Genomic DNA, 12518 nt, shown 5'->3' with positions numbered 1-12518 from the left:
CGTCCGGTCGACGCCCGCATGCCGCACGCGCCCACGTCCGGGCCGTGCCGCACGCCCACGCCCGCTGGGCCTCTTGCCTAAAGGTGCGCCCACCCGAAGGCCCCCCGCCCTCAACGCATCCGCATCCGCACCCCATAAGCCGCCACCCCCACCGCCAGCACAGCCACCCCGGCCACCACCGAGGTCACCGGCAGCGCGAACGCCAGTAGCACGCACCCGAGGCCGCCCACCACGGGCAGGATCCGCGCGGTGGGTGACGAACCGAGCGTCCACGCAGAGGCGTTGGCGATCGCGTAGTAGACGAGCACCCCGAAGGAGGAGAAGCCGATCGCCCCACGCACATCCACCGTCGCGGCGGCCACCGCCACCACCGCGCCCACGGCCAGCTCCGCGCGGTGCGGCACCCGGAAGCGCGGATGCACGGCCACCAGCGCGCCCGGCAGGTGCCGGTCCCGCGCCATGGCCAGCGTCGTCCGGGAGACGCCCAGGATCAGCGCGAGGAGCGAGCCGAGCGCCGCCACCGCGGCCCCCACCCGCACGACGGGCACGAGCCCCGGCACGCCCGCCGCCCGCACCGCGTCGGCCAGCGGTGCGGTCGCCCCGGCGAGCCCCGAGGGCCCGAGGACGGAGAGCACGGCGACCGCCACGCACGCGTACACGCACAAGGCGATGCCCAACGCCACCGGGATCGCCCGCGGAATGGTCCGCGCCGGATCGCGCACCTCCTCGCCGAGCGTCGCGATGCGGGCGTACCCCGCGAAGGCGAAGAACAGCAGCCCCGCGGCCTCCAGCACCCCACCGAACCCGTTTGAGAGCCCCACATCGAGCCGCTCCGCGCCGGCCGCCCCCGACCCGAGGCAGACGGCGAAGACCGCCGCCAGCACGGCGAGCACCACCGCCACGATCCCCCGCGTCAGCCACGCCGACTTCTGGACGCCCAGGTAGTTCACGGCCGTCAGCAGCACCACGGCTGCCACCGCCACCGCATGGGCTTGGCCCGGCCAGACGTACGCCCCCACGGTCAGCGCCATCGCCGCGCACGACGCGGTCTTGCCGACGACGAACGCCCAGCCCGCCAGGTACCCCCAGAACTCCCCGAGCCGCTCCCGCCCGTAGACGTAGGTCCCGCCCGACGCGGGGTAGCGGGCGGCGAGCCGCGCCGACGCCGTCGCGTTGCAGTACGCCACCACCGCGGCGATCGCGAGCCCGAGCAGCAGCCCCGACCCCGCCGCGCCCGCCGCGGGCCCGAGCGCGGCGAAGATCCCCGCGCCCACCATCGACCCGAGGCCGATCACCACCGCGTCGAAGACACCGAGGGTCCGCCGCAGCTCTGGTTGCTGTGTCATGCGCCGCACCTTACGGATCACCGCAACCGCGGCTCTCCGTAGAGGCGTCCTTCAGGACAACAGCGCACAAAAGCTCACCGCGCGAGAAAGGCCGGGTCATCGCATGGGCGTCATCAGTTGGATCGTTCTGGGGCTGCTCGCCGGAGCCGTCGCCAAACTGCTGCTGCCCGGCCGCGACCCCGGCGGCTTCATCGGCACGACCGTCATCGGCATCGCGGGCGCCTTCATCGGCGGCTGGATCTCCGCCCGCTACCTCGACCGCCCGATCGTCAACGACTTCTACGACGGCGCCACCTGGGCGGCGGCCATCGGCGGCTCCCTCGTCCTGCTCGTCGCCTACCGCATCCTTTTCGGCCACTCGCGGCGCTGAGAGGCCGTTCCCTCGTACTGCGTCGGCCGGCTCAGTCGGTCACCACCGGCACGATCACGGCCGCGATGGCGGACGCGAGACCACCGATGGCGATGAATGCCGCGAACTTCTCCTTCGCGGTCGGGAAGACCGCCCTGGAGATGTCTCCCGCCTTGCTCCGCAGAACCACCAGCTTGATCTTCTGCCACCGGTGCTGACGGAGATTGCAGCCCATCAAGATCCCTGAAGCGTTGCGCCGGCAGTAGGTGCCGTTGCGATTGACCGCCCCGCACCACACGGGAAACTGAAAGGTCGCGTACGAGACGACCGCCAGTGAGAGAACCACGATCACAGCGGTGGCGGCACGACTGCTCCAGGCGGCGATCAGAGCCGCGCCGCGATGTAGCCCCAGTACGTCCGCATCCCCCTCATGTTCATGGCTCGGGACGGTACTGCCGGGGCGACGATCATGAACAGGGCGAGAATGAGCCAGGAGCGGCGCCGCCCGGACGGCGGAGACGCGACGGGGGCACACCGCCGAGACCGTCCTCGGCGATGTGCCCCCGTCGCGCCCTGCGAACGTGCTTACCGGTAGTTCTTGCTTACCGGTAGTTGACGAACTGGAGCGCGAAGTCGAAGTCCTGGCCCTTGAGCAGCGTCTGCACGGCCTGGAGGTCGTCGCGGCTCTTCGAGCTGACGCGCAGCTCGTCGCCCTGGACCTGCGCCTTGACGCCCTTCGGGCCCTCGTCGCGGATGATCTTTGCGACCTTCTTCGCGTTCTCCTGGGAGATGCCCTCCTCGATGGACGCGAAGATCTTGTACTCCTTGCCGGACAGCTGCGGCTCGCCCGCGTCCAGTGCCTTCAGCGAGATGCCGCGCTTGACCAGCTTGGACTGGAAGACATCGAGGATCGCCTTGACCCGCTCCTCACCGGTCGCCTCCATCAGGATCTTCTCGCCGGACCACGAGATCGAGGCACCCGTGCCCTTGAAGTCGTAGCGCTGCGAGATCTCCTTGGCGGCCTGGTTGAGGGCGTTGTCGACTTCCTGCCGCTCGACCTTCGAGACGATGTCGAAACTGGAGTCGGCCATGTCCTGTGGCTCCTTGTATCGGGGTGTGCGTACTCAGCGGATACACGGCCGCCTGACGCTGGCCGCATCCGCAAAGCCTAGCCACCGCGCCCGCGCCGGGTGCCGATCAATCGGGTGGCGAAGCACCCCGGTGCATCAGGTATCGTTTACGTCGTTGCCACGGAGCGCCGCGAAAGCGGAGCGAGGCAGCAACCCCGGCGGTGTGCCCGAGCGGCCAAAGGGAGCAGACTGTAAATCTGCCGGCTCAGCCTTCCCAGGTTCGAATCCTGGCGCCGCCACATGAAGGTAAACCCCCTCCGATCTGCGGAAACGTAGACCGGAGGGGGTTTCTTCGTTTCGCCCGGCCGCGTGCCAGTTCTCGCGCGGCATCACGCCGTACTGGGGCAGCCCCGTACGACCTTCGTGGACTCCGGAAGCAGATGCGAGCCGACGAGTTCGGCGTCTTCCGGGACGCGGAGCGTGAGCAAGGAGCGCACCCTCTCCAGCGTGCTGAGGTCGATGCTCGGATGGAGTGTCTCAATGGTGAGTACACGCAGTGCGGGGAAGTGGCTCAGCCAGTCCCAGGCGGGGCCCATGTCGGACTCGACCCAGAGGTGCGTGAGGCGCTGGCTCGGGCACGTGGCGATGAACTCGTCGACGGCGAACTCCCCGGTGATCTTGATGCGGGAACGGCCGCCGAAACTCCGCAGCGCGGAGAGTTCCCGCAGGTTCGAGACGGGGAAGTAGAGGCCGTCCTCGGCGAGGTGTGCGACGACTTCCTGGCCGTACAGGTCGGTGTCGTACCTGCTCCACGCCTGGGCGAGTTCGCTGCGCACCCGCAGGTCCGGATGGTCGCGGTACAGGGCGAGCACCTCGACGGCGGCATCGGTCGCGATGGGCGTGGCCGTGAGCACTGTGAAGTACGCCTCATCCGCCACCGCCTGGTACGCGGCTTCGGCCGCCGCCGCCTCGGCCTTCTGCTCGTCCGTGGCGAAGGGGTCCAGGGCGGCAGGGCGCGGCGGGAGTTCCCGGGGGCCGGTCAGCAGTTCGAGTACGACAGGGCCGATCGCGGCCAGGGCGCGGGCCCGGTCCGTCGAACGCGGCGGGATCAGCGCCGCGGCTCGCTCCTGCACCTCGGCCCGCACCGCTGGATCCAGCTCCGTGGCGTGTTCCAGGCAGGCGGCCGCGAGGAGATGGAGACGGTCCCGGCCCTGCCGGGAGGCGTTCTCACGCCTGATGAGGCCCGTCAGGAGGTGCGTCCGCTCCGTGGGCCGCGCGTGGGCGACGGCCATCCTGATGACGTCCTCCCACTGGTCCAGGTGCGCGTTGGCGATGAGGAAGTCGAAGTCCAGCTCCTCGACCGCCGCCTTGGCTCCCAGGTAGTCCTGGAACGTCCGGTGGACGAAGTCCATGGAGTTCGCGCTCGGCTCCCGGAGCAGACCGCTGCGGACGAGCAGATGCCGGTACACGGCTTCCGGCGTGCCCTGCTCCGCGACCTTGGGCATGGCGGGCAGGACGCGGCGCAGCAGCTCCACCGCGTCGGTGCGGTTCATCTCGGAGCGGCCGTTGCGGATCATCCAGTAGGCCAGTTTCTGGATGAGCTGGATGTGTTCGGCCTCGCTGATGTGGATCGGGCCGGATTTGAGGACTCCGCGTTCGCGGTCGCGCCGGAAGAGCAGCATGGACAGGGCCGCGTCGTAGATCTCCTTGCGGCCGTCGGGCAGATAGCCGCGGCGGTCCTGGTGCAGGGCGCAGATCAGGCCGCACATCAGGGGGTTGACCGCGAGCCCGCTCAGATCCTGCTGGGCCCGGACCGCACGGAGCAACTCGGTGGCGTACTGGTCGCTGATACCGGCGGCCTTGTGCCATCGCTGGATGAACTCGGCGATGTTGTCCCGGTTCATGGGGGCCAGGTCCAGCTCGGCGAAGTCGTCCTCGGCCAGCCAGCGTTCCCGTACGGCCGAGGGCCTGGAGGTGACGAGCCAGCGGTTGTCCGGGTAGGCGCTGAGGAGTTCGCGGAGCCAGCGGCGGGCGTCACCGCGGTCGTCCTCGGGAATCTCGTCGATCCCGTCGATCAGGATGAGCCCCCGGCCGGCTTGCAGCACCCGGTCGATCCACCCGGGCGGCTGGCTCCCGGCGATCGGGCAGTCCACCGCCGACAGGAATCCGTCGGGGGCGGGGAGCGGGGCGCCGCTGCGCGTCAGCGTGCGCAGGGGCAGCACGAACGGTACGAGCCCATAGAGGTAGAGCAACTGTTCGTTGAGCGACTTGTTCGCCGTGGACACCGCCAGCCACTGGATGAGGGTGGTCTTCCCCGAGCCCGCCACGCCGCGCAGGAGTACGCGGTCGCGGCCCGCGAGGACATGGTCGGCCGAGACCACCGTGGGGACGGGACTCAGCGCGTCGACGGCCGCGTCCAAGCGGAGATAGGCCACGTCGAGTCGCCAGCTCTCCGGAGCCCCGGACAGGTCGAGACCGAAGATGCTCAACTTGCCGTGCTTGGCGGCGATGTAGTGCGCGTACCGCTTCTCGAAGGGACCGTCCGCGGGCGGCGGCGACCGGGTGATCAGAGCGTCGATCTTCCGGGTCAGCTCCTCGATGCCGCGGCTCTGTTCGAGGAGTGTGCGCGGCACGAAGGTGGACCGCTGGGTGAAGAAGTTCAGAATGTGCAGACAGGCGGTGTCCATCACGCCGGCATGCAGCGTGACCGCGTCGTGGGACAGGCCGAGCGTGGCCGTCCTGTTCTGGGCGCGCAGCTGTCTGGAGAGCGCGAGATGACCGAGGCGTACGGCCTGGACGTCGTCCATCGCGAGTGTGCCGAGGGAACGCAGTGAATCGGTGACGGCGTGGACGACGGCCCGCTTCTCGAAGGAGGGCAGTTCGTCCTCGACGCCTGTCGAGTGGGCGGCCCGCCTGACCAGCTCTTCCGCGATCTTGTACAGGTCCTTGTCGGAGAGCGTCCGCTTCTCGCCCCGGAACGAGACGAGACCGGATACGGCCACGGGACGGTCCACCAGGTCGGCCCCGGGGCCTTCGGATACGAACAGTTTTCTGACCAGCGGCCCCACGATGCTCGACGCGAGCCGAGCCCCGATCACGGCGGGTTCCATCAGCCCTCCGAGGCGTCCATGCGGCGCGATGTGCACGTCGCCTTCGGGGCAGGATAGGGCGGAGCGCTCGCAGGCATCGCCCAACTTGACAAACCGGGGGCGGAGTTGGATCGCGGGCGCCGCCGAGGTCCGCAGGGCTCGAAGCCGAGGTCCGTACGGCTCGAAGCCGAGGTCCGCACTGCTCGAAGCCGAGATCAGATCCGCAGGGCTCAGAATGGGACCATGTCATCCCGTCGCAGAAGCTGCCCGGAGTGCCGCCGCGAGATCGCCGTCGTAGGCGGGCGGTTCGCCCGTCACGACCCGCCGGGCTCGCGCGCCACCGGTGACCTGGTCTCCTGTCCGGGATCCCGCCGGCACGCCCAGCTGGGCGCCGCACAGCCCGCCCTGGACGGCTACACGGTCCCGGACCTACCGGGCCAGCTCCCGCTGTTCTGAGCGCCCCTGAGGGGCCCTCAGGGCCTCCCAGGCGCCTCCAGGCCTCCCGGGCTTCGCGGGGCTCATCTGAACCCGTGGATCGTGTGCCGGAGGCGGCGGCCCGGAAAACCTTTCAGTTCCCCGCGACGGACTTGACCGCCACCGACACCGGCACCGAACCGCTGACCAGTTCCAGCGTCAGGCCGGCCGTCGCCGGTGTCTCCAGAAGCTCCGCGAGCACCGCGGCGACGTCGTCGCGTGGGATCGGCCCCCGCCCGGTCGACGCCTCCAGGCGTACGAGACCCGTGCCCGCGTCGTCCGTCAGCATCCCGGGACGCAGGATCGTCCAATCCAGAGCGGCACGCGCGCGTACGTTCACGTCCGCCTCGCCCTTGGCCCGCAGATACGCGTCGAAGACCTCGTCGCCCTGGTGCGCGGGGTCCGCGCCCATCGACGACACGACGATGTACCGCCGCACCCCGGCCCGCTCCGCCGCGTCCGCGAAGAGCACGGCGGCGCCCCGGTCCACGGTGTTCTTGCGGGCGACGTCGCTGCCCGGTCCCGCGCCCGCCGCGAAGACCGCCGCGTCGGCTCCGCGCAGGTGTTCGGCGACCTGGTCGACCGACGCCGACTCCAGGTCACACAGCACCGGTTCGGCACCGGCCTCGCGCAGATCGGCTTCCTGCCCGGCGTCGCGGATCAGTCCGGCGACCTCGTCACCACGCGCGGCGAGCAGACGCTCGAGCCGCAGCGCGATCTGACCATGACCTCCAGCGATGACAATGCGCATGTCTCCGACCGTACGGCAGCACGGGCGCGTTCGCCGCACGCGGAGGTCCCGACCGCCCGCCCCGCCCGCCCCACCTGGCTCTCAAGGCGCCGCCGCACTCCCGAAGCGTCACCCTCAAGGCGCCGCCTCGTCCCCTCTCGGCCGCCCCGGCTCGCCTCCCTTGGCCCGCCCCTGGCGCGGCAGGTCCAGGGCCACGGCGGCGGCCGAGTCGCAGTACTCGCGTACCGCGCTGGTCCGCGCCACCACGCGCCCCCGGTGCACCACGATCCGGCTGTACGCGAGCGACAGCGCGCCCGCGAGCCGGTCGCCGCGCACCGCGAGCAGCTCGGCGGGGAAGCCCGCCTCCACCCGGATCTCGGGCAGGCCCATGGCCGTCCGCGCCGCCCCGCTCACCGCGTCGTAGGCATCCTCGGGGCGCAGCCCGCGCCGCGAGGCCAGCAGATACGCGGCCTCCAGCGGATCCCCCCGCCCCACGGGGTTCGACACATCCCGCATCGCCCCGCTCCCCGCCGCCACCCGCACCCCGGCCGACCGCAGCAGCCGCACCGGCGCGAGTCCACGTCGATCCGTGCTGCCGCAGCCGCCCTGGGGCAGGCAGATCACGGTCACGCCGGCCGCCGCCAGTTGTTCGGCGCCGCGCGCGGCCACCTCCCTCGGCAGCCGTCCGAGGCCGCCGCACGGGCCGATCGTCACCCCGGCCCGCACCCCGGCCGCCATCGCCGCGAGCCGCCCGAGCCGCGCCGGATCGTCACCGTCCGTATGCAGGTCGACGGGGCAGCCGTGCTCGGCGGCAAGCTCCAGGACCGCCTCCGCGTACCCCGTCGGATCGGGGTCGAGATCCGGGCAACCGCCTACTACGGAGGCGCCCATTTTCACCGCGTCCCGCAGCATCGCGAGCCCATCGGCACCCGCGGCGCCGGTCAGCAGCCGCGGCACCGCGACGGCTGTCAGATCGACCAGACCCCGCAGCGAGCGCCGCGCCTGAAGCACGGCCTCCATCGGGCCCAGCCCCTGGACGTCCCCGATCCGCACATGCGACCGCAGGGCCGTCGCGCCGTGCCCGAGCTGGAGCAGAGCCGCCTCCGTGGCCCTGCGCTGCACGTCGGGTACGTCGTACGAGACCGGGCCCGGCACGTCCGCCGAGAGCGCGGTGTCGCCGTGGGCGTGCGGCTCGGCGGCGGCCGGCAGCAGCAGATAGCCGGCGAGGTCCACGCGCGCGGAGTGCGCGGTCAGGCTGCCGACGGTGCCGACCGCCTCGATGCGCCCGCCGCCGAGCCGGACGTCCACGGTCCTGCCGTCGGTGAGCCGGGCGCCGCAGAGCAGCAGGGACCCCGAGTCGGCCGTGGGGTCGGAACCGGAGGAACCGGAGGAGCCGGATGAGTGGGGCTGCTGCGGCTGGCTGTCGGGCATCGCGCTCCTGGCGTTCGGGGGCGGCTGCTGTCGTTCGGGGCGTCAAGATCACGCAGCGTGTGCCGAGCCTAGGACGGCGAAACGTCCGCTTCGAGGAGGAGCGCAATAGTCGTACCGGTGTGGTGGCACGAGCCGTACTGGTGCCATGCCCAGAGCCGTAACCGGCCGGATGCCACGAGCCGTACCGACGTGCTGTCACCAGCCGTCTCGGCGGGATGCCACAAGCCGCATCGGTGTGGCGCAACGGCACGGACGAGGCATTCGGAGACCTCTGAGGCGGCCCTCCAGATCCCCCCGGACGGCCCTGGCGAAACGGATTTGGGCGATCGGCGACCAACCGTGTAATGTCTTCATCGCTCGCCCCAATAGCTCAGTCGGTAGAGCGTCTCCATGGTAAGGAGAAGGTCTGCGGTTCGATTCCGCATTGGGGCTCTGATGTCGAGTGATCCTCGCTTTCGGGCGAGGGGATCCGGCATCGCAGCGGTGTAGCTCAGTCGGTAGAGCAAGCGGCTCATAATCGCTGTGTCACCGGTTCAAGTCCGGTCACCGCTACTCCTGGTAGCCGATTGTGGGGTCGGTCCTTCGATCGGCTACTCTTGTATGCGTTCATCCGTCCATCCGTCCGTCAAGGAGCACTCACGTGGCTGCCACCGACGTCCGCCCGAAGATCACGCTGGCCTGCGTGGAGTGCAAGGAGCGGAACTACATCACCAAGAAGAACCGGCGTAACGACCCGGACCGTCTTGAGATGAAGAAGCACTGCCCGCGCTGCAACTCGCACACTGCTCACCGCGAAACGCGCTGACACACAGGCTCGTACACGAGGCCGTCCCCGTTTGTTGGGGGCGGCCTCGCGTCGTTTTTTACGAAACCAACCACAGGAGGTACCGAGTCCATGGCGCTCGACCAGTCCTTCGTGGGGCGGTCCTATCCGCCCACTGATCCTTATGAGGTCGGCCGGGAGAAGATCCGCGAGTTCGCCGAGGCGGTGGGGGACGCCAATCCCGCGTACACCGACAGGGAAACCGCCAAGGCACTCGGTCACCCCGATGTGATCGCCCCGCCGACTTTTGTGTTCGCGATCACTTTCAAGGCCGCGGGACAGGTGTTCCGGGACCCGCAGTTGGGACTCGACTACAGCCGCGTCGTGCACGGCGACCAGAAGTTCTCCTACACCCGCCCGGTGCGCGCGGGGGACCGGCTCACGGTCACCTCGACCATCGAGAGCATCAAGTCGCTCGCGGGCAACGACATCCTGGACGTCCGCGGCGAGGTCCACGACGAAGCCGGGGAGCACGTCGTGACCGCCTGGACGAAGCTCGTCGCGCGTGCGGCGGAGCCCGCGGCAGAGGGGGCCTGAAGCGATGACGGCGAAGATTTCCTACGACGATGTCGAGGTCGGCACGGAGCTGCCGGCCCAGGCCTTTCCCGTGACACGCGCCACGCTCGTCGAATACGCGGGTGCCTCGGGGGACTTCAACCCGATCCACTGGAACGAGAAGTTCGCGGTCGAGGTCGGCCTCCCCGACGTCATCGCGCACGGCATGCTCACCATGGCCGAGGCGATCCGAGTCGTGACCGACTGGGTGGGCGACCCGGGAGCGATCGTCGAGTACGGCGTGCGCTTCACCAAGCCGGTCGTCGTCCCCAACGACGACAAGGGCGCCACCATAGAGGTCGGTGCCAAGGTCGCGGCCAAGCTGGACGACCGGCGCGTCCGGGTCGACCTGCTCGCCAAGAGCGCGGACCAGAAGGTCCTCGGCATGTCGCGGGCGGTCGTGCAGCTGGCCTGACGGACGGCCGTTCACGGATACGCGGTAAGGGGCGCCCTCTATTGAGGAGCGCCCCTTACCTGTGTGCGCCCCATGACCGCCCATGAACGCGCCCCTTGACTCCCTTAGTGATTGGCCACTAACTTACCTGCATGGTCAGGATGAGCGCAGAGGAGCGGCGCGAGAGCGTCATCCGCGCGGCGATGGTCGAATTCGCGCGCGGCGGCTACAAGGGCACCTCCACCGAGGTGATCGCCAAGCGTGTGGGCGTCTCGCAGCCGTACCTCTTCCGCCTCTTCCCGAGCAAGCAGGCCATCTTCCTCGCCGCGTCCCTGCGGTGCAGCCAGGAGATCACCGAGGTCTTCAGGCGGGCGTCCGAAGGGCTGGAGGCGGAGGAGGCCGCGCTCGCCATGGGGGACGCCTACCGGGCGCTCATCGCCGATGACCCGGACAAGCTGCTCATGCAGATGCAGATGTACGTCGCGGTGGCCTCCGCGGAGGCGTCCGGGGACCGGGAGTTCGGCGAGGCGCTGCGCGCCGCCTGGATGGAGATGTACGACACGGTCAGCCTGGCTCTGGGCGCCGACATCGACGAGGGGACGACCTTCCTCGCGTACGGGATGTTGATCAATGTCCTGGTGTCGATGGGCTACCGGTCCGATCACCGCGTGTGGAGCGGCTTCGAGCACGCGGTGCGGTCGTCGGAGTAGGTCGGGCCCGTCCCCGCAGGGGGCGTGTTTCTTTGCGCCCGCGAAAGTTAGTAATCAATAACTAACCAACCAGTCATTCACAGGGGAAAGCAGGGAAAGCAATGCCACAGAAGACCGCGCGGGCCGGGGGAGCGGCCTGGGCCCTGGTCATCACCAGCGCCGCTGGATTCATGGCGGCTCTCGACAACCTCGTCGTCACCACCGCCCTGCCGTCCATCCGAGAGGACTTCGGGGGAGGGCTGCACGACCTGGAGTGGACGGTGAGCGCCTACACCCTCACCTTCGCCGTGCTCCTCATGTTCGGCGCGGCCCTGGGCGACCGCTTCGGCCGCCGCAAGCTCTTCATCATCGGCCTCACGGTCTTCACCGGCGCCTCCGCCGCCGCGGCCCTCGCACCCGGCATCGAGGCCCTGATCGCCGCCCGCGCGGTACAGGGCGTCGGCGCCGCGGTGATGATGCCGCTCACGCTGACCCTCCTGACGGCCGCCGTGCCCGAGGCGAAGCGCGGAATGGCGTACGGAATATGGGGCGCCGTCAACGGCCTCGCGGTAGCCGGCGGCCCGCTCATCGGGGGCAGCCTCACCGAGCACGTCTCCTGGCAGTGGATCTTCTGGCTGAACGTTCCGCTCGGCCTGGCCCTGCTGCCGCTCGCCCGCCTCCGCCTCGCCGAGTCGCACGCCCCCGGAGCGCGCCTCGACATCGTGGGCACCCTGCTCGCCAGCGGCGGCCTCTTCGGAATCGTGTACGCCCTGATCCGCGGGCCCCTCGACGGCTGGACCGGCGGCACCGTACTCGGCGGCCTCGTCGCGGGCACCGCGCTCCTCGGCGGCTTCGTCCGCCACGGGATACGCCACAAGGCGCCGATGCTGCCGATGCGCCTCTTCCGTAGCCGCGCGTTCTCCGGTATCAACGCCGCGAGCCTGCTGATGTTCCTGGGGATGTTCGGCTCGATCTTCCTGCTCAGCCAGTACATGCAGACCGTCCTCCACTACTCGCCCACCGAGGCGGGCCTGCGGATGCTGCCCTGGACCGGCATGCCGATGCTCGTCTCGCCCCTCGCGGGCTACCTCTCCGACCGGTTCGGCGGCCGCCCCGTCGTCGCCGCCGGGCTCTTCCTCCAGGCCACCGGCCTCGGCTGGTACGCCGTCGTGGTCGCGCCCGACGCCTCGTACGCCGTGCAGCTCCCGGCCCTGATCATCAGCGGTATCGGCATGTCCCTGTTCTTCGCCCCCGCCTCCAACCTGGTCATGTCCGGCGTCCGGCCGCACGAGCAGGGCATCGCCTCCGGCGCCAACAACGCGCTGCGCGAGGTCGGCGGCGCCCTCGGCATCGCCGTGATGTCCTCGATCTTCTCGGCCCGCGGCGGCTACGGCTCCCCGTGGAACTTCGTGGACGGCCTGGAGCCCGCGCTGTGGGTGGGTGCCGCGGTGGTGGCCCTCGCCGCGGTGGCCGCGCTGTGCATCCCCGGCCGCCGGAAGCCCGACGCGCCCGCGCCCGGCCAGGTGGGGCGCGTGGAGCGCCAGGACGCCCTGGCCGACGCCTGACCG

Annotated in this window: 13 protein-coding genes and 3 tRNA genes; 10 read left to right on the top strand and 6 right to left on the bottom strand. The window is 70.3% G+C overall.

The window, feature by feature from the left end:
* Positions 1 to 110: 110 nt before the first annotated feature.
* Positions 111 to 1346 carry an APC family permease gene (locus tag IG54_RS0114510; RefSeq protein WP_030782663.1) on the bottom strand — a complete coding sequence of 412 codons (1236 nt, stop codon included), beginning with the start codon at positions 1344 to 1346 and terminating at the stop codon, positions 111 to 113.
* A gap of 103 nt (positions 1347 to 1449) precedes the next feature.
* On the opposite strand from IG54_RS0114510, the gene IG54_RS0114505 reads away from it, so the two are divergent.
* Positions 1450 to 1716, top strand: a complete 267-nt coding sequence (locus tag IG54_RS0114505) for a GlsB/YeaQ/YmgE family stress response membrane protein (protein WP_030782659.1) — start codon at positions 1450 to 1452, stop codon at positions 1714 to 1716.
* Positions 1717 to 1747: 31 nt separating this feature from the next.
* Here the strand turns inward: IG54_RS0114505 and IG54_RS37955 are convergent, their stop codons facing one another.
* Both IG54_RS37955 and IG54_RS0114495 read right to left on the bottom strand, forming a co-directional pair.
* Positions 1748 to 2041: a hypothetical protein gene (locus IG54_RS37955; RefSeq protein ID WP_158708872.1), complete on the bottom strand. Its 294-nt coding sequence runs from the start codon at positions 2039 to 2041 to the stop codon at positions 1748 to 1750.
* A gap of 256 nt (positions 2042 to 2297) precedes the next feature.
* Positions 2298 to 2786 carry a YajQ family cyclic di-GMP-binding protein gene (locus IG54_RS0114495; RefSeq protein ID WP_030782653.1) on the bottom strand — a complete coding sequence of 163 codons (489 nt, stop codon included), beginning with the start codon at positions 2784 to 2786 and terminating at the stop codon, positions 2298 to 2300.
* 196 nt (positions 2787 to 2982) lie between these two features.
* On the opposite strand from IG54_RS0114495, the gene IG54_RS0114490 reads away from it, so the two are divergent.
* Positions 2983 to 3064 (top strand) — tRNA-Tyr (locus IG54_RS0114490).
* A gap of 90 nt (positions 3065 to 3154) precedes the next feature.
* On the opposite strand, the gene IG54_RS37950 is transcribed toward IG54_RS0114490, so the two are convergent.
* Positions 3155 to 5875: an NACHT domain-containing protein gene (locus IG54_RS37950; protein ID WP_078594092.1), complete on the bottom strand. Its 2721-nt coding sequence runs from the start codon at positions 5873 to 5875 to the stop codon at positions 3155 to 3157.
* Positions 5876 to 6097: 222 nt separating this feature from the next.
* On the opposite strand from IG54_RS37950, the gene IG54_RS40245 reads away from it, so the two are divergent.
* Entirely contained in the window at positions 6098 to 6310 is a 213-nt protein-coding gene (locus IG54_RS40245; RefSeq protein ID WP_078594090.1) for a hypothetical protein, read from the top strand.
* A gap of 112 nt (positions 6311 to 6422) precedes the next feature.
* Here IG54_RS40245 and IG54_RS0114480 read toward each other — a convergent pair whose 3' ends face one another.
* Together IG54_RS0114480 and IG54_RS0114475 are read right to left on the bottom strand one after the other, a co-directional pair.
* Positions 6423 to 7079, bottom strand: a complete 657-nt coding sequence (locus tag IG54_RS0114480; protein WP_030782647.1) for an SDR family oxidoreductase — start codon at positions 7077 to 7079, stop codon at positions 6423 to 6425.
* Positions 7080 to 7193: 114 nt separating this feature from the next.
* The gene (locus tag IG54_RS0114475; protein ID WP_037897097.1) at positions 7194 to 8489 is read right to left on the bottom strand and encodes an amidohydrolase family protein; all 1296 of its coding nucleotides are present in this window, start codon (positions 8487 to 8489) and stop codon (positions 7194 to 7196) included.
* Positions 8490 to 8848: 359 nt separating this feature from the next.
* Here IG54_RS0114475 and IG54_RS0114470 point away from each other — a divergent pair.
* The 7 genes from IG54_RS0114470 to IG54_RS0114440 all read left to right on the top strand — a co-directional run bounded on the left by IG54_RS0114470 (position 8849) and on the right by IG54_RS0114440 (position 12515).
* A tRNA-Thr gene (locus IG54_RS0114470) sits at positions 8849 to 8921 on the top strand.
* 47 nt (positions 8922 to 8968) lie between these two features.
* Positions 8969 to 9041: transfer RNA gene (locus IG54_RS0114465), tRNA-Met, on the top strand.
* An 88-nt stretch (positions 9042 to 9129) separates the two neighbouring features.
* Entirely contained in the window at positions 9130 to 9294 is a 165-nt protein-coding gene (gene rpmG / locus IG54_RS0114460; protein WP_006604855.1) for a 50S ribosomal protein L33, read from the top strand.
* A 90-nt stretch (positions 9295 to 9384) separates the two neighbouring features.
* Positions 9385 to 9849, top strand: a complete 465-nt coding sequence (locus tag IG54_RS0114455) for a MaoC family dehydratase N-terminal domain-containing protein (protein WP_030782637.1) — start codon at positions 9385 to 9387, stop codon at positions 9847 to 9849.
* 4 nt (positions 9850 to 9853) lie between these two features.
* Positions 9854 to 10282, top strand: coding sequence for a MaoC family dehydratase (locus IG54_RS0114450; RefSeq protein WP_030782634.1), 429 nt, complete (start codon positions 9854 to 9856; stop codon positions 10280 to 10282).
* A 131-nt stretch (positions 10283 to 10413) separates the two neighbouring features.
* Positions 10414 to 10971, top strand: a complete 558-nt coding sequence (locus IG54_RS0114445) for a TetR/AcrR family transcriptional regulator (RefSeq protein ID WP_030782632.1) — start codon at positions 10414 to 10416, stop codon at positions 10969 to 10971.
* A 101-nt stretch (positions 10972 to 11072) separates the two neighbouring features.
* Positions 11073 to 12515 (top strand): DHA2 family efflux MFS transporter permease subunit, encoded by a 1443-nt coding sequence (locus IG54_RS0114440; protein WP_030782629.1) that lies wholly within the window; start codon positions 11073 to 11075, stop codon positions 12513 to 12515.
* The last annotated feature ends 3 nt before the right edge of the window (positions 12516 to 12518 follow it).

This window comes from Streptomyces sp. NRRL S-920, assembly GCF_000717945.1.
Lineage (GTDB): Bacteria > Actinomycetota > Actinomycetes > Streptomycetales > Streptomycetaceae > Streptomyces > Streptomyces alboniger.
This window is presented reverse-complemented; position numbering and strand designations above follow the sequence as displayed.

Coding starts and splice junctions, on each gene's coding strand:
- IG54_RS0114440 (WP_030782629.1), top strand. CDS start 11,073: ATGCCACAGAAGACCGCGCGGGCCGGGGGAGCGGCCTGGGCCCTGGTC.
- IG54_RS37950 (WP_078594092.1), bottom strand. CDS start 5,875: ATGGAACCCGCCGTGATCGGGGCTCGGCTCGCGTCGAGCATCGTGGGG.
- IG54_RS0114475 (WP_037897097.1), bottom strand. CDS start 8,489: ATGCCCGACAGCCAGCCGCAGCAGCCCCACTCATCCGGCTCCTCCGGT.
- IG54_RS0114450 (WP_030782634.1), top strand. CDS start 9,854: ATGACGGCGAAGATTTCCTACGACGATGTCGAGGTCGGCACGGAGCTG.
- IG54_RS0114505 (WP_030782659.1), top strand. CDS start 1,450: ATGGGCGTCATCAGTTGGATCGTTCTGGGGCTGCTCGCCGGAGCCGTC.
- IG54_RS0114495 (WP_030782653.1), bottom strand. CDS start 2,786: ATGGCCGACTCCAGTTTCGACATCGTCTCGAAGGTCGAGCGGCAGGAA.
- IG54_RS0114445 (WP_030782632.1), top strand. CDS start 10,414: ATGGTCAGGATGAGCGCAGAGGAGCGGCGCGAGAGCGTCATCCGCGCG.
- IG54_RS0114480 (WP_030782647.1), bottom strand. CDS start 7,079: ATGCGCATTGTCATCGCTGGAGGTCATGGTCAGATCGCGCTGCGGCTC.
- IG54_RS0114510 (WP_030782663.1), bottom strand. CDS start 1,346: ATGACACAGCAACCAGAGCTGCGGCGGACCCTCGGTGTCTTCGACGCG.
- IG54_RS0114455 (WP_030782637.1), top strand. CDS start 9,385: ATGGCGCTCGACCAGTCCTTCGTGGGGCGGTCCTATCCGCCCACTGAT.
- IG54_RS40245 (WP_078594090.1), top strand. CDS start 6,098: ATGTCATCCCGTCGCAGAAGCTGCCCGGAGTGCCGCCGCGAGATCGCC.